The sequence below is a fragment of the Sorangium sp. So ce448 genome (assembly GCF_051520915.1).
GTDB classification, from domain to species: Bacteria; Myxococcota_A; Polyangia; order Polyangiales; family Polyangiaceae; genus Sorangium; species Sorangium cellulosum_B.
The window spans coordinates 2908508-2925564 of the sequence record NZ_CP150343.1; the positions used below are offsets into that span (position 1 = coordinate 2908508).

Below are 17057 nucleotides of genomic sequence, written 5' to 3' on the forward strand. Positions count from 1 at the left end.
TCCCCCGGAACGAGGAATACTTGCATCAGAGGAAATCTCGACCGTCCAGGCATCAGCCGGACAGCTTGTGGGGGCCCGCGCCCGCGTCAGCCCGTGAACCCCGCGAGCCCCTCCACGAGCCGATCGAGATCCGCGCGGCTGTGCCGCTCGGTCACGGCGACGAGCAGCTCGTCCCGCCGCCGCGCGTCGATCCGCCCGAGATCGAGCCCCGCGATGATCCCCTGCTCGGCCAGCGCCCGCGTGAGCCTCCCCGCGTCCCCGCCGCGGACCTTCACGACGAACTCGTGGAACGTCGGCGCCGACATCGGCAGCGAGTAGCCGTCGAGCCGCGCGATCTCCCGCTTCAGGTGCTCGGCCTTCGCGAGGCACTGCTTCGCCGCCTCCACGAAGCCGCGCTTGCCGAGCATGCACATCCGCATGGTGACCGCCGTCGCGCAGAGGCCGCTGTTCGTGCAGATGTTGCTCGTCGCCCGCTCGCGGCGGATGTGCTGCTCGCGCGTCGCGAGCGTCAGCACGTACCCGCGGGTCCCGTGCTTGTCGACCGTCTCGCCGACCAGCCGGCCGGGCACCTGCTGGAGGTACTTGCGGTCGTTCCGGCACGCGAACAGCCCGACGTTGGGGCCGCCGTACTGCGGCGGCAGCCCGAGCGGCTGGCCCTCCGCCACCGCGATGTCGGCGCCGAGCGCGCCCGGCGACTCGAGCAGCGCGAGCGCGTACGGGTCCAGGGTGACCGTGATCAGCAGCGCGCCCTTCTGGTGGCACACCTCGGCCACCTTCCGGATGTCGCCCACGACGCCGAAGAAATTCGGATAGCCGACCACAACGCAGGCGGTCGTCTCGTCGATCGCCCGCGTCAGCGCCTCGACGTCCGCCGTGCCGTCGCGGCCGACGTCGACCCCGACCAGCGACGCCTTGCCGGTCCCGATGCCGTGCACGTACGTCTCGACGGTGCCGATGTAGTCGGGGTGCACGCCGCCGGACAGGACGGTGCGCTCGCGCCCCGTCAGCCGGCGGGCCATCAGCACGGCCTCCGCGAGCGCGCTCGCGCCGTCGTACATCGACGCGTTGGCGATCGGCAGCCCGAGGATCTCGCTCACGATCGTCTGGAACTCGAAGATCACCTGGAGCGTGCCCTGGGAGACCTCGGGCTGGTACGGCGTGTACGCGGTGTAGAACTCGCTGCGGAGCAGCAGCTGATCGGCGGCCGGCGGGAAATGGTGCTCGTAGGCGCCGGCCCCCAGGAACGAGAGCATGCGCCCTGCGCGGTTCTTCTGGGCGAGCTCCTCGAGGTGCCGCATGAGCGAGGCCTCGTCGAGCGAAGGCTCCATCGAGAGCGGGCGCGTGAGGCGCGCCTCCTCCGGGATCGCGCTGTAGAGCTCCTCGAGCGACGACAGGCCGACGGCCTGCAGCATCTCGCTGATTTCCTCGGGTGTGTGGGGCAGGTAGCGCATGGTCTTGTGCAGCGGGAAGCGGGAAGGGTGATGCGGAACGCGGAGGGGCGCGGCGCTCAGTGCGCCGCGGTCTTCAGGAGCTCGCTGTACGCGTCAGGATCCATGAGCGTGCCGAGCTCGCCCTGGTCCGAGGGGACGACCTCGATCATCCACGCCTTGCCGTAGCAGTCGTCGTTGACCAGCTCGGGGCGGCTCTCGAGATCCCCGTTCACGCGCTGGATCTTGCCGCTCACCGGCGCGAACAGATCGCTCAGCGTCTTGACGCTCTCGATCGTGCCGAAGGCCGTGCCCGCGGTGATCGTGTCGCCCGGCTTCACGTCGAGGTTGACCAGCGTGATGTCGCCGAGCTGCTCGACCGCGAAGGCGGTGATCCCGATCACGACGAGATCGTTCTCCTGCTTGGCCCACTCGTGGTCCTTCGTGTACCGCCGGTCCGTTCGGACATTGTCGCTCGCCATGTGACTTCTTCTCCCTTTGCCAACCTGGATCTCTGGTCGCCGCGCGCGGCCGCTCGGATCGGCCCGCCGCGGCGCGCCTCGGCGCGGGTCAGGCCCGCTTGTAGAACGGGGTCTTGACCACGACCGCCTCGACCGAGCGCCCGCGGCAGTCCACCTGGAAGGCCGTCCCGATCGCCGCCATCGGCGCCGGCAGGTAGCCGAGCCCGATGTTCTTGCCGACGGTCGGCCCCGGGCTGCCGCTCGTGCAGACGCCGACCTTCGCGCCGCTCACGTCGAGCAGCGGGTAGCCGTGGCGCGCGATGCCGCGCCCCGTCATCTCGAAGCCGACCAGCTTGCGCGCGGGGCCCTCGTCCTTGATGCGCTGGAGCGCGGCGCGCCCCACGAAATCGCCCTTGTCGAGCTTCACCACCCAGCCGAGGCCCGCCTCGATGGGGTTCGTCGTCTCGTCGATGTCGTTGCCGTACAGGGACAGGCGCGCCTCGAGGCGGAGCGTGTCGCGCGCGCCGAGGCCCGTCGCCTCGAGGCCGAGCGGACCGCCGAGCTCGACGAGCGCGCGCCAGAGCCGCTGCGCGTCGGACGGCGAGCAGAAGATCTCGATGCCGTCCTCGCCGGTGTAGCCGGTGCGGGCCACGGTGCAGCGCACGTTGGCGAGCGTCGCGTCGCGGAAGTGGAACGGCGCGAGCTCGCGCAGCGAAGGGCCGTCGCCGCCCGCGAGCGCGACGATGTCGAGCGCCTTCGGCCCCTGGAGCGCCATCATCGCCGTGCGATCCGACGCGTCCTCGAAGCTGCAGTGGCCCTGCGCCGCGCCCCGGATGTGGGCGGCGATCTTGTCGCGGTTCGATGCATTGCAGACGATGAGCCACTGCCGCGCGTCGATCCGGTACACGATGAGGTCGTCGAGGATCGTTCCGGCCTCGTTGCACGCGCACGTGTAGAGCGCGTGGCCGTCCTCCAGCTTCTTCACGTCGTTCGTGACGAGGTAGTCGACCACCTGTCCGGAGTGCTCGCCGCTCAGGATGATCTCGCCCATGTGCGAGACGTCGAACAGCCCGGCGGCGGTGCGCACCGCCTTGTGCTCTTCGGTGACGCCTTTGTACTGGACCGGCATCTCCCAGCCGGCGAACGGGACCATGCGGCCGCCGAGCTTGATGTGCTCGTCGTAAAGCGGCGTCCTTCGGAGCGGAGCGGTGGGGAGCGGCTTGGTCGACACGGCCGCGATCTACTTCGAAAGGTCGGAGATGTCGACTGGCGCCGACTGGCGCCGACTGGCGCCGACCGGCGCAGCGGCCCCCGCGGCGCTGGAGGTCGAGGCCGCCGCCGCCGCGCTCACTCGAGGCGGGTGGGATCGATCACCTTGCCGTCCGGCGTGAGCCCGCTGCGGCGCCAGCGCTCCTCGACCGACAGGCCCTGCTCCGCAGGGGCCCGGGTCTCGTCGCGGACGACGAGCTCCGAGATGTGCGCGCGAGAGACGACCTCGATCCGGATCATCCGCTGCGGCGCGCTCTTCACGGTGGCGCGCGAGAAGATCGTCTTCGCAGGCCCGGTCTCGACATTTCCGGCGAGGACGCGCGTGCGCACGTAGTTCGCCACCCGCTCGGCAGGGATTTCCCCGACGGCGAAGACGGCATCGGAGAAGCGCGCGCGCACCTTCATGCGGCGCGGGATGGGCAGGCCGAACGCCTGCTCTGCCCCCTCGGCGAGCTCGCCCGGCAGCGCCTGGTCGACCGGCGGCTTCAGGGTCGCGGCCTCGCTCGGCGGCGGCGCCGGCGCCGGCGCGCTGGCGTCGCTGCGGCAGGCGGGCGCGGCCGAGGCGCACGCGACGAGCGCGGCGAGCGCGGCGAGCGCGCCGGCGGCGCGAGAGAGGCCGGCTCGCGTCATTCGATGAGGGTGGCCCACGAGTCGATCTTAACGACCTTGCGCGGCCGCTGCAGCGTCCTCGTGCTCGTTCGCGTCGCGCCCCCCTGGGCGTCCGCGTCGCCGGCGGCGCCGGTGTGGAACACGAGCTGGTACTCGGGCGGGGTGGACTGCTGGACGATCGTCTGCGGGCCGAAGACCGCATCGGTGTACTCCGTCGTATCCACGCACGTCGGCTTCTGGGTCACGGCCACGCCGAAGACGATCGTGCCCGGCGACTGCAGCTCGAAGTGCTCCGGAGGAGCGGCCGGATCGACGACGAGGCAAGCCTGCGGGTACGCCGGCGTGTCCGTGTTGCCGAGCAGGTAGTCGACGCCCCAGATCGCGCCGCGCCCGTCCGCGCACGCGTAGGTCCCGGGCGCGACGGGCGTGAACGTCGCGAAGTACGCGCAGCCGTTGAAGAGGGAGATGGGCCCGGTCACGCGCTGGCCGCCCGTGAAGGGGACGACCCAGTTCTCGCTGAAGCGGAGGCTGGTGTTGTGCGGTCGCTCGGTGATCGACCAGACCCGCGTCTCGATGGCGGCGCTCGCAGTGAACGCCTCCTGATCGCCGGTGGAGAACAGGATGACCTTGTTGCCGAGCGGATCGGTGCTCACGATCGGCGTCGTCTGGATCGGCTGGCTGCTCGCCGCGCTGTCGGTCGGGAACGAGTACGCGTCCCAGGCGAGGTCCACGGTCCAGTTGTCCGGGTTGGTGCTCGTCAGGCTGACGCGCCAGAGCGTCCCGTCGGCGTCGCCGACGTAGATGCGCTCGGCGACCTCACCGACGCCCGCCGGGAACGGCACGGGGACGCCGGTGATCGGCGAGTCGAAGTCGACCTCCGTGGTCCGCGAGGCGATCCCGGCCGGGGCCTCGGAGGGGAGGCCGCGGAACGTGCGGATGATCTCGCCCGTGTCGAGCCGGACGATCGTGAGCGAGCGCGACGGGCCGACGGGGCCGCCGGTGCCCGCGCTGCCCCAGCACCGGACCGAGTCGCGGACCGCCAGGGTGCCCGTCGGATAGAAGAGCGGGTGCGCCGTGTTCTTCCGGTTGCACGCAGGCTGGCTCGTATCGAGCGGAGCAGAGCCGCCGGGCAGGATGGCGACCGCGATCTCCTTGATCTGGCCGCCGGACTCCATCTCCACCATGCCGATCGCCGGCGTCGGCGTCGCCTCGCCGAACAGCGGGGCGCCGCTGCCGTCCGTCGAGAGCTGCCAGAGGAACCGCGGATCACGGGGGTTCGTCACGTCGAGCGCGTAGTAGAAGCTGCCGCCCGCGCCGCCGCTGGCGAGGAGCACGGTGTTCCAGGTCGCGTTGGCGCTGCTCACCTGCGCCGACGTGCGCTCGAAGACGACGTTCTTCACGACGGGCGCGCCGTCGAGCAGCAGCGATTGCTGGTTGAACGTCGCGAGCAGCCGGGGGAGCACGTGAGGCGGCAGGAACGACCAGAGCTCGTTGTTCTCGACCTTGTCCACCTTGAGCGGGTCCGCCGCGTTCGCCGCGGTCACCTGGAAGGCGTGCAGCTGCCCGTCGGTCGTCGCCGTGTAGAGCACGAGCGGCCGGGCCGCCTGATCGGGGTGCTCCGCGAAGGCCCGGTAGGACTCGTCGGGGATGTAGTCGTTCGGCGGCCCCACGACGACCGGCGTGGAGTGATAGATGCTGCCGAGCTCGTTGCCGTCGCGGGAGGCGACGCCCGAGGGCATCGGCTGGCCGACCTCCCACTCGATGAGGCGCCGGGCGCAGTCCGCGGCGTTCGTCGCCTGCAGCCCGCCCGAGCACTGCGGCGGGACCGCCGCGCTGGGATCGAGGTCGAGCGCGCGGGACGCGCTGGAGAACGCGCTCGCGAAGATCGCCCCCTGCGCGAGCGCGCCGCTGTTGGTCACCGTGCCCGTGTAGCTGCCCAGGCCGTCCGTGGCGACGGTGGCGGGGCGGATGCTCCGGCTCGACCAGATGCGCTGCGCGGTGGTGTCCAGCTCGCCGATCACGGTGAAGAACCGCCGCGGCTGCCCGGCGTTCGAGTTGACGTTGGCCGCGAAGTCATCGCCCTTGCCGGGGTCGATGTCCTTCAGCTGCGTCGTCATGACGCCGCTCACGGACTCGCAGACGAAGCGCTTGCGCTCGAGGTTGCCGCTCCAGAGCGAGCCGTCCGGCGGCGGGCTGAACGAGGAGCCGAACTGGTAGGCGACCCCCTCGTCGGTGCTGCCGTTGTTCGCGGTCGTGGTCGCGTTGGCGAAGACGGGGAGGGTGCGGCTCGTCGAGTTCGCGGCGATCTGCGCGAAGATCCGCGACATCACCGCGGAGAGCTCGTTGGCGTCGTCCGGAAAATAGCCGCGGTCGGTCCCGCCCTCGATGGCGATGCGCGAGAGCGTGCAGCACGCCTTGAGCGCGCCGGACGCGCCGTCGCAGCGCCCGCCGGCCAGGAAATCGGCCGAGGAGATCGTCGAGCAGTCGATGCCCGCCTCCGTGGAGAGGCCGAACCCGACGGTATAGGTCGGCACACGCCGGTTCGGGTTGACGTGGGAGTTGAGCGACTGGGCGATGACCTGCGGCTCCTCGTAGGGACAGCCCGTCCCATCGCGGCCGGGGCCGAGGCCCTGCGCGCAGGTCGGGCGCAGGTCGAGGTTCGGCTCGCCGTCGGAGATGAGCACGATCGAGGTCTTGCGGCAGCCGCCGCTGATGAACGGATCGTCGCGCGGCCCGAGCGGCCGGCTCTTCCAGGTCGAGGCGTCGTCAAGGATGTAGTCGCGCGCGTCGGACAGCATCCCCGCGAGCGGCGTCGCGCCGTAGGGGCGCATCGCGATGAGCGCGTTCTGGATGCTCTCGTTCACGCTGCGGATCTCGGTGGTGTCCGCCGTGTAGGTCGGGAAGGGGATGAGCGGCCCTTCCCAGAGCGGCGCGGACGGGTTCCTGGCGCCGACCTCCATGTCCGCGGGAGCGCAGGCGGGCGGGTTGCCCCGCGCCGGGAATCCTGGGCCGGGTTCGAACCCGAGGAAGTAGCTCCACATCCCCTCGATGCCACCCACGGGATCGGGAGCGCCGGAGAGGAGCCCGGTGCTCGCGTCGGGGAGCGTGTCGAACGTCATGAGCGAGAACCGGATCCGATCCTGATAGACGTCGAGCAGGCCGGCGTTGAGCTGCGTGAACGGCGTCGTACAAGGAGTGGCCGCGTTGTCCCAGCGATGCTCTCCCAGCAGATCGTAGGTCGCCCCCGGGCCCTTCGTGCAGTGGCCCGAGATCATGCGATGGAACGGGATGTAGTAGTTCCTGTCGTAGGGCGGCTCTCCCGCGAGGCTGAACTCGTTGACGAACGCGGTGCCCGTGCGGGGCTGCGCGACGCAGCTGAAGTCCTGGATCGGGCCCGTGAGCGACTCGACGAGCTTCGTCCAGCGGCTCTTCAGGGCCTCGGAGGCGGGGGGAGTGCCTGGGTTGCAGTCCGGCTCCCCGCCCGCCACCGTCTTCTCCATCGAGCCCGACGTGTCGACGAGCAAGAGCACGTTGGGCAGCGGCGGCTCCACATCCATGGCCTGCGCGCGCGCGCGCCCCGCGACGAGGCCGAGCGTCGCCGCGGAGCTCATGGTGACAAGGACCTTCGTCAGGTTTCGCATCGTGCGCTCCGGTTCGTCACTTCGAGCAGAGGATATCGGCAACGACAGACATGGATTCCTGGCTGCCCGCCGTCGCGATGGCGGAGCCGCCGGGCCAGGCGATGAGCCGCGCGTTCATGGTGACCGTGCAGTAATCGACGCTCACCGGGTTCGGGCCGCCCATGTCGCTGCCGGCGCGGTTCCCTATCGCAGGCCTTATCTTATCAGTGATCTCCACCTTGGCGATCCACTGGACGGGGGCGCGACCAAGGCTCCCGGGCGTCTCCGGCGGGCCGGGCAAGGGCGGCTCCAGGAGCTCTTCTGCCGCGTCGAACGTGTGCGGCAAGAGCGGCCAGCACGCGTCGGTGATGACCGAGCAGCTCGTCGACCTGGGGATCATCTCCAGGCCTCCCTTCTGCTCGATCTCGGCGATCGCGAGCTGCATCGCGTACTCGGTGAGATAGTGGGTCTGCGTCATCCGGCGCTCGTGGCCGCTGGCGATGGTCGACAGCGTGGCCGCGTGGGCCGCGAACAGGCCGATGGCGGTGAGCATCGTGATGACCAGCACGACGATGAAGACGGCGGCGCCCCGCTCGCGGGAGCGCCGGCGGGACCGGGCGATGCTTGCGTTCACCATTGGACGTAGGCCTGGTTGGGGAGCGCGATGTCGGCGTAGAGCGTGCGCATCCGGGCATAGACCGGCGGCGATCCCGAGGGCGCCGTGTCCCCGAAGGTGTTGGCGCTGGCGGAGATGCCGGGGATCAGGAACCTGAGCCTGCGGCCATCGGCGCCCAGGGGGAAGCCGACGTCGCGATCGGGCGCGCGGGTGCGGGTCGAGAGCCGGACCTGGACCGACCGCACGCGCTGCGGCATGGCCCCTGGCTGGTCGTTCGCGGCGGCGTTGGTGTACACCGACGCATTGTCGATCGCGGTGATCGGAAACCGCGTGATCTGCGGATTGGTCACCCCGGGCACGGTGCCCGCGGTTGCGGTGGAGATCCCGAACTTCAGATCGACGGTGTACTCCGCGATGAGCTCGAGCGTGTCCGGGAGCTCCTGATCCTCTTCGCCGAGCTCGACCCGCACGAGCTCGGTGCGGCCGTTGTCGCCGGTGAGCGCCGGCGTGACGGGCGCCACGAGGGGGGCGTAGGCCGTCGTCTTGCCGACGAGGCTCCGGATGTCGTAGCGGACGCGGGAGACGACGTTCACCCATCCTCCGTCGCCGGTGGCGCCGCCGGGGGTCACGCCGCAATCGGCGAGCCCGACCAGCGTCGGCAGGCCGGGATCCGCCTTCAGCGTGATGGAGATCTGGATGGGCGGATTACCGATCACGTTGACCTGATCGATGACGCCATACAGGAACTTCTCCTGACCGCGGACCATGATGCGCAGGAAGCGGTGAGGAGCGAAGATCTGGGTCAGGCTCTGCCCGCCGCCCCGCGAGCGCTCCAGCGTGCGCTGCACGGCGGTGCTGCTCGGGTTGAGCTCGACGACCCAGTCGCCCGACTCATCGCTGATCTTCCTGAACTCGAACAGCTCGGTGCTGTTCAAGCTGCCGCCGATGATGATGGAGTCAGGGTGCAGCCCGTTGGCGATGCTCTGGTTGAGCTCCGTCGCATGGAGGAACTCCGACCCTTGACGCAGGATCGAGATCCCGGCGAGGCGCCGCAGGCCGACCGGCGAGGCCGGGACCTGACAGACCTCCGGGTCCTGGAGGATGTTGGGCGACGAGAGGTAGCCCGCGCGCTGCAGGTCCGCGGTGAGCCGGTTCATCCCGAGCGTCGCCGCGAGGTGCGAAGCGGAGGCCCTCGCCTCGTTCTGGAAGAAGCGCGTCGCGTTCTTCGAGAGCAGGAAGGCCGCCAGCGACACGATGAGGCCGGCAGCCATCGCCACGAGCAGCTCCACGAGCGTGAAGCCTCGCTGTCCTGAGGCGCGCGCGCGGGGGCGGGTGGTGCGTCGGCTCGTCGTCATCGCCTGTCCTCGCTCGTGTTCCGGAGCACGCCCGTCGTCAGGTAGACCGCGCCGAAGCGCCCCGGGTCCGCGTCGACGGCGATCGGGGCGATCCCGCAGTTGATCGGGTCCCCGTTGCGCTCCCAGATGACGCGGATCTCGGCGCGGAGCAGGCTGTCCCAGATCAGCGCGCCCGACACGGGATCGGTGAACTGGCGGAAGCGGATGTGCGTGCAGAACGCGGACGGCGATGTGTCGCCCGCGTAGATGTCGGCCCCGAGCACGTCGGCGCTCGGCGACCCGAGCGCGGGGATCTCCGTGGGGGTCACCCTCGCGGGGAACGGGGAGGTGGTGCTGACCGTGAGCCAGTCGGTGTCGCTGTTGATGTCGGGGACCCGCATGGGATCGTTCCACTGGAGCGCGTCCACCCGCAGCCGCTCTGCCCAGGTCATGGCGATGCTGTTGGCGATCGCGAGGTTGCGCGCGTTCGTGTTGCTGATGAGCGTCGCCTTCTGCAGCGCGAGCACCCCGGTGGCGCCGATCGCGAGCACGCCGAGCGCCGCCATGACCTCGATGAGCGTGTAGCCGCGGCTCGCCGCTCTCCTCGCACGCGCCGCGCTCACAGCCCGAGCCTCGCGACGCCGTTCGGCGGGACGAAGACCGAGCGCAGGAGGCCGGTCCTTGTGTTGGTCACATCGACCCGGAGCGCGCCGAGCAGCGGCGCGAACCCGGCGGCGGTGTCGTAGCGGACGAACGTCCGCCCCCGCGGCGTGAAGCAGACGTCGGCGTCGGCGCGCGCCACGCCGGTGGGATCGAGCAGCTGCATCGCCGCCAGATCGACGCCCTGGGTGTGGAACGTCGTGACCGGCTCGGTCTCGGCCGGGTTCATCCAGTCGGCGACGCTGAGGCAGCTCTTCGCGATCAGCGGGCCGGCGGGGGTGCTATCGACCAGCGCCTGCTGCACCTGGAACGCGCCTGTCGAGGCGGTCCACCGCACGAGGACCGCCGTCCCGCGACCGATCGCCTGGTAGCGCGCGAGCCGGTAGATGCCGCTGATCTCCATCGCGGTGCGGTTCACGCGGCGATCGCGCATGCCGCTCACGAAGCTCGGCGACGCCGCGGCGGCCAGGATGCCGATGAGGACCACCACCGCGAGCAGCTCCGGCAGGGTGAAGCCGCGCGCGCCACGGCGGCGCAGCGCGCGCTGCCCCGGAGAGCAGGCCCGCGGTCGATCGGAATCACGAGGAGGAGGTCGCGAACAGGAGGGAAGGCGCACCAAAGGTTCGGCAAAGGCAAGCTGCATGCCCTCGACGTGGGGCGCTAAGTCATTGAACTTCATGGTGAATCTCTCAAAGCGATTCGCCGCGGGCGCTAACGATTGCGGCGCTATGAAAAAAGGTGCAAGGCGAACATGCCATGCGATTCCTGCCCGAAAGGTGTTCACCGAGAGGCCCACTGGACCACAGCGTGTCAGCTGCGACACGCGCGACACGCGCGACGCGCGCGTGCCCCGGGAGGCCGTTGCGCTCCCGTGCGTGGAGCTGCGCGCTGCTCGCCGGCGCGCTCGTGGCCGCGCTGTCTTCGGGCTGCAGCAAGAAGGAAGAGCCCCTCGGCGCGCCGCCGCCTCCTCCGCCGGCCGCGAAGCCGGCCGCCTGCGCTGGCGGCGGAGGGACGATCAGCGACGCGGCGAGCGCGCCGTTCTTCCCGCGCACGACGGGCGGGTTCTGCCTCGACCCGAACGGCGGGGAGAAGACGTTCGGCGAATCGGCGCCCCTGCCGCTCGACAGCATCTGCGACATGTTCGACGGGGAGTGCGAGATCTACAAGGGATTCGGCGTGCGGCGGGTGGTCGAGGCGCGGTACGTGAGCGGCGAGGGCGGCTCCGCGACCGTCGACGTCCACCTCTCGAAATTCGGATCCACGGAGGGCGCTTACGGGATGTTCACGAAGCGCACCGTGGGCGACGGTGACCCCGCCGACGAGGCGACGCCCCGCGCGATCGAGGGGGGCGGCGCGGCCGCGATGGGGGTCGGGAACGCATACCTCTGGCGCGGGCAGTACCTCGCCGAGATCACCTACAACGACGAGGCGCTGGCCGAGGCGGCGCTCAAGTCGTCGAGCGAGAAGGTCCTGCCTGGGCTCGTGAAGGAGATGGGCGCGAAGCTGCCCGGCGAGCCGTCGCTGCCGCCTGCCGCGGCGGCGCTGCCCAGGGACAACATGATCCCCCTCGGGATCCGCTACGAGACCAAGGACGTGCTCGGGGTGGATGGCGCCGGCCCCGGCGCGTTCGGCTACTACAAGGAGGTCGATAAGCGCTACCGGGTGGTCGCGATCGTGCGCGACGACGTCGACCAGGCCAAGGACGTGCTGTCGACGCTGGCGAAGCTGCCGGGCGCGGCCAGGGAGAAGGGCATCGGCGACGGCTCGGTGCGCCTCATGAACAAGGACGGCGAGGGCTCCGCGACCGAGTGGGTGTTCGCGCGCGCCGACAAGACCGTCTACGGCATCGGCGACGAGGCCCGCGTGCTCCGCAGCGGCATGACGGCCGACGAGCACGCCAAGCTGACGCTGACCAAGGAAGAGAAGACGGCGAGGCTGAAGAAGCTCGTCACCGCGCCGGCGCGCTGACCGCAGCGGGAGGGGTCGAGCCGCCCGGGGCTCGCGACGCAGTGAGCGCGCGGCCCCGGCGGCGCCGCGCGCTCACTGCGTGCGGAGGATGACGTGGTAGCCGAACGCGGTCTCGACGAGTTCGCTCACCTGGCCGACCTTGATCTTCTCGAGACCCGCCTGGAACTCCGGGACCATCGCGCCCTTCGGGAACTTGCCGAGGTCTCCGCCGCGCTTGTCCGCCCCCGGCTCGTCCGAGTACTCCTTCACGACGTCCGCGAACTTGCTCGGATCGGCCTTGGCCTTCGTCATGGCCTCGGTCGCGCGGGCCTTGGCTTCGTCCTTCGTGCGCTCGATGGTCGGAGGCGCTCGGCGGCTCCCCTTGTACATGACGAGCAGGTGCTTCGCGCCGAACATCTCCCTCGGCGCCTGCGCCGACTGCGCCGGGCGGGGCGTGGGAGCGGGCGGCGGAGCGGCGGCGGTGGCGTGCTCGTGCTCGTCGGGCTCCGGGGCGACGGGGGCCGCGAGGCGGGCGAGCGGCGTCTTGTTGAACATGCCGAAGAAGCCCAGGAGCCCGATCAGCACGAGCGCGCTGAGCACGGCGTGCGGCGCCCACCAGTACGGATCTTCGGGCTCGGCGCCGTCGTCCTCCGCGTCGTCGTCGTCGTCGTGCGCGTGGCCGTGTCCACGGCCGCGGGCCGCGGTGGCCTTCGCCTCTTCCTCCTCGCCGTCGTCGTTGCCTTCGTCGGTCGACCCGGCCTCGTCGTCGAGGTCCTCGTCGTCCTTGGCCCTGTCCTTCTCGCTCGTCTTGCTCATAACGCTTCCCCGATCAGGGCCTCGGCCCTTAGCACGCGACCACGCCGGCCGTCAGCCGATCTCCGCCCACGCGCTCGTGAGCACCGGATCGGGGCGTTCCTTGACAGAGGTGACCACCGCGACCTTGCCGCCGGCCAGCGCCCAGCCCCGCGTGATGAGGGTGTCGCCCGGCCACACCGGCTTGCGGAACTGCGCGCCGTACGCCCGCAGCCGGCTCGCGTCGCCGCCCGCCGCCTTCTGGATGATCGCGCGCGCCGCGAAGCCGTACGTGCAGAGGCCGTGCAGGATGGGGCCCTGCGTGAAGCTCGCCTTCGCGGCGACCTCCGGATCGGCGTGCAGCGGGTTCTCGTCGCCCGAGAGCCGGTAAAGCAGCGCCTGCTCGGGCGCCGTCGCCTGCTCGACGACCCAGTCGGGCTCGCGGTCCTTCGGCACGGGGGCCTCCGACTCGGCGTGCGGCGGGCGCGGCCCGCCGAAGCCGCCGACGCCGCGCACGATGATCGACCACACCGTGTCGAAGAGCGGCTCGTCGTTGAGCGTGGTCTTCGTCTCGACGATCACCTGCGCGAACTTCTTGAGGTCGTAGATGGCCGCCAGCGTGGCGGTCGTGAACAGCGTCCCGCTCGTCGGGAGCGGGCGGTGCACCCGGAGCGTCTGCCCTCCGTGGACGATGAGCGCCAGCTCGGCCCCGGCCACCTCGAGCGCCTCGAACACCGTCCCCTGGGAGGGGATCACGCCGAACGTGGGGTAGACCTTCATGCCTCCCGGCGTGCCCTCGTACAGGTACTCGAGCTCCTCGCGCTTGGCGCCGATCCCGAGCGCGTAGGTGGCCAGGGTCTTCCAGTTGAAGGTGAACGCGCTGGGCTGGGTCGTGTAGCCGACCTTCGAGAGATTCAGCGGCATCGGGGGCTCCTCGCAGGATGGAAACGGCCGCGAAGGCGTACCGACCTGGCGATGTCGCGTCAACTGCCGCCCGCCGAGCGGAGCGCGGCGTCAGGGCGTGAGGCGCCGCAGCCGGCGCCTGGCGCGGCGTCAGAGCGCCAGGCGGTACGCGATCAGGACGCCGATGTTGAACATGTCGACGCGCTCGGAGAGCGACGCGAGATCGCCGGTGGGGGAGACCTTGCGCTGCTCGGGGAGGAACCAGCTCGAGTAGCGGATGTGGCTCCCGACGCTCCAGTTGTCGGCGAAGGCCCAGTCGCCGCCGATCGCGAGCCCCGCGGCGACACCTTCGGTGCCGATCGTCGCGGCCCTGGGCCCGACATACGCCGTGTCCGAGTACGGGTTGCGATCGGCCTCGACCGACCACGAGTCGTTGACGACGACGCCGCCGACCGTCACGCCGGCCCACCACTCCGAGCTGCGGATGCGGAGGGCGTAGTAGCGAAACAGCCCGTCGAGCATGAAGTAGCTGCGCGCGTGATCGCGCTCGAGGCCGCGCGCGCCGCGCGCCGCGTCGGAGGTCAGCGTCGCCGCCCAGAAGATGCCTGCGCCGAAGCCGATGTCGCGAAAGCGGTAGAGGTTGTGGATGCCGAGGGAGACGCTCGTCTCGCCCTGCTCGCAGGCCCCCGGAGCCAGCGAGACGGGGCAGACGTCGGCGCCCGGGAGCGTCATCACGCCGCTGCTCACCTCCACCATGGTGTAGGGGAAACCGCGCTCGCGCGCGGCGACGGCGCGGCGGGCGGCCCTGCTCTCGTCGGCCCGGCCGGGGGCGGAGATCAGGAGCGAGGCGAGCGCGGCGGCGCACGCGGCGAGCGCGCCGCCGCGCGAGCGACGAGCGCGCGCTCGCGCGCTGCCACGCCCCACCAGCGCTGCTCGGCCGCCCTGCCCGGCGCGGGCGTTGGCGGGCGCTTGCGACGTCGGGTACCGGCCGCGTGGACTCACCTTCTCTGGATTATAACCAAGGACCCGTCGACGAGGGGAGCGGCGAGGCGGCGTCCGTGGGAAGCGGCGGCGGCGAGGGCGGAAGGACCGGCGCAGGTGCGGCGCTGGCCGGCGGCGAGGCGGTGCCTGTGCTGTCGGGCGAACCCGCGCCGCCCGGCGTCGGAGACGGGGCCGGCGCGCCCCGGGGGGCGGGCGCCGGCGGCTGGCCCTGGGGAGCGCCGCGGATCTCGGCCGCCGCGGGGCGGCGCGGCGGAGGCCTGCGGTCGGCGCCTGCGGCCTGTGGCCCCGAGCTCTGTGGGGCGACCTGAGGGGGCGGCGCCGGGGCGTCGCCCGGCGGGCCGCCGGAGAGCTCGGCGACGAGGTGCTGGGCGGTGGTGAGCGCCGGCTGCAGCTCGAGCGCGAGCTTCGCCAGCCGGATGGCGCCGGCCTTGTCGCCGGCGTATTTCCGCCCGAGGGCGTCGGCGACGATGCGCTCGGACGACTCGCGGCGGAGCTCGGCGAGGCGCGCGTCCCCTGGCCACCGCGCGAGCGCCTGCGAGACGATCTCCTTGACGTTCTCGCGGGGCGGGGTGTCCCAGGCGTGCCTGCCCATGCAGTCGCGCGCGCGCTCGACGTGTGCTTCGAGGGTGTCGCGCGCGGCCGGCCCCCCGAAGGCGCCGAGGTGCCGCCCGCCGAGGAACACGACGAACCCGACCGCGCTGGCACACGCGAGGAGGGCGGTCGCCCGCGCGATCATCGCCCGACGGGGGAGCGGCCGCGCCGCGGACTCGACGCCTTGCATGGTCGACGGGACGGGCGCGGCGTCGCGCATGGGATCGATGCCGAGGCCGATCGCCGTGCGCGCCGGCTCGTCCGCCGCGCCGCCGTGGTGAGCGGGGCCCCACGATGCGCGCGCTCCGGCGTCGAGCCGCTCCACCGGTTCGGCGAGCGCGCCGCCGAACCGCGCGCCGCTCGAAGGCCGCTCGCCCTGGGACGACGCTGCGAGCGGCGTGGTCCAGGAGGGCGCCGAGCTCATCGAGCTGGACGAAGCGCGCTCGACGCCGCTGGAGGAAGAGCGCTCCTCCTCGCGGCGGTGCGACGCGGGGTCGCTCTCGCGGCGGTGCGACGCGGGGTCGCTCTCGCGGCGGTGCGACGCGGGGTCGCTGTAGCGCGCTGCCTCGCCCCGCGGAAGGCGGGGATCGCGGTCGCCGATGTGGGCGCTCTCGAGCGTCGGCGCGGCGATGCCGCCGATCTGGGCGGCGAGCGCGGGGGAGAGGTCGAGCGATTTGGTGCGCGACTTCGAGGCCAGCTTCATGACCGCGCTGGCGCGCAGGAGCCCGGGCTGGGCGGCGATCTCATCGGGATCGAGCCCGCTCGCCCGGACGGCGAGGGCGAGGTCGCGGCCGAGGGCGCGCGCGTCGGGGGCCCGGTCCGACGGCTTCTTGGCGAGGTTCTGCATGACGATCCGCGCGATGGGCTCGGGCACGTAGCTGGAGCGCGCGATGCTGCGCAGGTCCGCCGGCGGGGCGTGCGTGTGCTGGACCAGGAGCGCGACGGGCGAGTCGCCCTCGAACGGGGCGCGCCCCGCGAGGCACTGGTACAGCATCGTCGCGATGGAGTAGACGTCCGCCGGCGGACCGACCCGCTGCCCTTCGGCGCCTTCGGGCGAGATGTACTTGGCGGTGCCGAAGATGAGCCCCGCCTGGGTGGTCATCGCCTTGTCTGCCCAGTCGAGGCGGGCGATGCCGAAGTCGAGCACCTTCACGTAATCCGGGTCCTCGCCGCGGCGGACGAGCATGATGTTCTCGGGCTTGAGATCCCGGTGGACGATGCCCTGCGCGTGCGCCTCGCCGACCGCGTCGCACACCTGGAGGGCGATGTGGAGCGCCCTCGGGAGCGGCAGCGCTTCGCTCTCGCCGCCTGCCCCTGCCGCGGCGAGCGCGGAGAGCAGCGAGATGCCGTCGAGGTGCTCCATGACGAGGTAGAGCTCCCCGCCGATCCGGGGGTCGGCCGTGGGGGGCACGCTCCCGGTCATGAGGACCTGGACGACGTTCGGGTGGACGAGCCGGCTCGAGATCTTGGCCTCGCGGTGGAAGCGGCTCACGAGCTCGGCGTTGCTGCTGAGCTCGCGGTGGAGGATCTTCACGGCCACGTCGCGCTCTATCCCGGCCTGGAAAGCGCGGTAGACGCGGCCCATCGAGCCGATGCCGATGAGGTGGCGGGTCTGGATCTGCCCCCCGAGCGTGATGCCCACGTACGGGTCGCGCTCCGCGGCGCCGAAGCTGGGGCTCTTGCGCGAGCTCGCGAGCGGGGTGCCGTCGCGCGGGCAGTAGAGAACGCCCGCGTCGTAGCGCTCGCCGCACGAGGGGCAGCTCTTCGCGGGGGACGGCTCCATCGACGGCGCTGATCCTAGCACCGCTCCCGCCATAAATTCTCGG

Annotated in this window: 14 protein-coding genes; 1 reads left to right on the forward strand and 13 read right to left on the reverse strand. The window is 71.6% G+C overall.

The window, feature by feature from the left end; all coding sequences use genetic code 11:
* Positions 1–86: 86 nt before the first annotated feature.
* The 9 genes from gcvPA to WMF45_RS11275 all read right to left on the reverse strand — a co-directional run bounded on the left by gcvPA (position 87) and on the right by WMF45_RS11275 (position 10675).
* Positions 87–1451 carry an aminomethyl-transferring glycine dehydrogenase subunit GcvPA gene (gene gcvPA, locus WMF45_RS11235; RefSeq protein WP_437716905.1) on the reverse strand — a complete coding sequence of 455 codons (1365 nt, stop codon included), beginning with the start codon at positions 1449–1451 and terminating at the stop codon, positions 87–89.
* Between the two features lie 56 nt (positions 1452–1507).
* Positions 1508–1909: a glycine cleavage system protein GcvH gene (gene gcvH, locus WMF45_RS11240; RefSeq protein ID WP_437716906.1), complete on the reverse strand. Its 402-nt coding sequence runs from the start codon at positions 1907–1909 to the stop codon at positions 1508–1510.
* Positions 1910–1997: 88 nt separating this feature from the next.
* Positions 1998–3119, reverse strand: a complete 1122-nt coding sequence (gcvT, locus tag WMF45_RS11245) for a glycine cleavage system aminomethyltransferase GcvT (RefSeq protein ID WP_437716907.1) — start codon at positions 3117–3119, stop codon at positions 1998–2000.
* Between the two features lie 116 nt (positions 3120–3235).
* On the reverse strand, positions 3236–3787 hold the full coding sequence (locus tag WMF45_RS11250; protein ID WP_437716908.1) for a hypothetical protein: 552 nt from the start codon (positions 3785–3787) through the stop codon (positions 3236–3238).
* The gene (locus WMF45_RS11255) at positions 3784–7407 is read right to left on the reverse strand and encodes a hypothetical protein (protein WP_437716909.1); all 3624 of its coding nucleotides are present in this window, start codon (positions 7405–7407) and stop codon (positions 3784–3786) included. The genes WMF45_RS11250 and WMF45_RS11255 overlap by 4 nt, the downstream gene beginning before the upstream one ends.
* Before the next feature lie 16 nt (positions 7408–7423).
* On the reverse strand, positions 7424–8023 hold the full coding sequence (locus WMF45_RS11260; protein ID WP_437716910.1) for a hypothetical protein: 600 nt from the start codon (positions 8021–8023) through the stop codon (positions 7424–7426).
* Complete coding sequence (locus WMF45_RS11265) at positions 8017–9357, reverse strand: PilW family protein (RefSeq protein WP_437716911.1); 1341 nt, start codon at positions 9355–9357, stop codon at positions 8017–8019. The genes WMF45_RS11260 and WMF45_RS11265 overlap by 7 nt, the downstream gene beginning before the upstream one ends.
* Entirely contained in the window at positions 9354–9959 is a 606-nt protein-coding gene (locus WMF45_RS11270) for a type IV pilus modification PilV family protein (RefSeq protein WP_437716912.1), read from the reverse strand. Before WMF45_RS11270 ends, WMF45_RS11265 begins: the two co-directional genes overlap by 4 nt.
* On the reverse strand, positions 9956–10675 hold the full coding sequence (locus WMF45_RS11275; protein ID WP_437716913.1) for a pilus assembly FimT family protein: 720 nt from the start codon (positions 10673–10675) through the stop codon (positions 9956–9958). The genes WMF45_RS11270 and WMF45_RS11275 overlap by 4 nt, the downstream gene beginning before the upstream one ends.
* Positions 10676–10857: 182 nt before the next feature.
* Here WMF45_RS11275 and WMF45_RS11280 point away from each other — a divergent pair, with 182 nt between their 5' ends.
* Complete coding sequence (locus WMF45_RS11280; protein WP_437716914.1) at positions 10858–11964, forward strand: DUF6599 family protein; 1107 nt, start codon at positions 10858–10860, stop codon at positions 11962–11964.
* Between the two features lie 72 nt (positions 11965–12036).
* Here the strand turns inward: WMF45_RS11280 and WMF45_RS11285 are convergent, their stop codons facing one another.
* From WMF45_RS11285 to WMF45_RS11300, 4 genes are all read right to left on the reverse strand, one after another.
* Entirely contained in the window at positions 12037–12759 is a 723-nt protein-coding gene (locus tag WMF45_RS11285) for a peptidylprolyl isomerase (protein ID WP_437716915.1), read from the reverse strand.
* Positions 12760–12810: 51 nt separating this feature from the next.
* Positions 12811–13659 (reverse strand): MaoC/PaaZ C-terminal domain-containing protein, encoded by an 849-nt coding sequence (locus WMF45_RS11290; protein ID WP_437551835.1) that lies wholly within the window; start codon positions 13657–13659, stop codon positions 12811–12813.
* 129 nt (positions 13660–13788) lie between these two features.
* A complete protein-coding gene (locus WMF45_RS11295; protein ID WP_437716916.1) occupies positions 13789–14640 on the reverse strand; it encodes a hypothetical protein in 852 nt (283 codons plus the stop codon).
* 10 nt (positions 14641–14650) lie between these two features.
* The gene (locus WMF45_RS11300) at positions 14651–17014 is read right to left on the reverse strand and encodes a serine/threonine-protein kinase (RefSeq protein WP_437716917.1); all 2364 of its coding nucleotides are present in this window, start codon (positions 17012–17014) and stop codon (positions 14651–14653) included.
* Positions 17015–17057: the final 43 nt, after the last annotated feature.

Bases quoted from the DNA above. Each gene is read 5' to 3' on its own strand.
- gcvPA (WP_437716905.1), bottom strand. From the start codon at position 1,451: ATGCGCTACCTGCCCCACACACCCGAGGAAATCAGCGAGATGCTGCAG.
- gcvH (WP_437716906.1), bottom strand. From the start codon at position 1,909: ATGGCGAGCGACAATGTCCGAACGGACCGGCGGTACACGAAGGACCAC.
- WMF45_RS11250 (WP_437716908.1), bottom strand. From the start codon at position 3,787: ATGACGCGAGCCGGCCTCTCTCGCGCCGCCGGCGCGCTCGCCGCGCTC.
- WMF45_RS11255 (WP_437716909.1), bottom strand. From the start codon at position 7,407: ATGCGAAACCTGACGAAGGTCCTTGTCACCATGAGCTCCGCGGCGACG.
- WMF45_RS11260 (WP_437716910.1), bottom strand. From the start codon at position 8,023: ATGGTGAACGCAAGCATCGCCCGGTCCCGCCGGCGCTCCCGCGAGCGG.
- WMF45_RS11265 (WP_437716911.1), bottom strand. From the start codon at position 9,357: ATGACGACGAGCCGACGCACCACCCGCCCCCGCGCGCGCGCCTCAGGA.
- WMF45_RS11275 (WP_437716913.1), bottom strand. From the start codon at position 10,675: ATGAAGTTCAATGACTTAGCGCCCCACGTCGAGGGCATGCAGCTTGCC.
- WMF45_RS11285 (WP_437716915.1), bottom strand. From the start codon at position 12,759: ATGAGCAAGACGAGCGAGAAGGACAGGGCCAAGGACGACGAGGACCTC.
- WMF45_RS11290 (WP_437551835.1), bottom strand. From the start codon at position 13,659: ATGCCGCTGAATCTCTCGAAGGTCGGCTACACGACCCAGCCCAGCGCG.
- WMF45_RS11300 (WP_437716917.1), bottom strand. From the start codon at position 17,014: ATGGAGCCGTCCCCCGCGAAGAGCTGCCCCTCGTGCGGCGAGCGCTAC.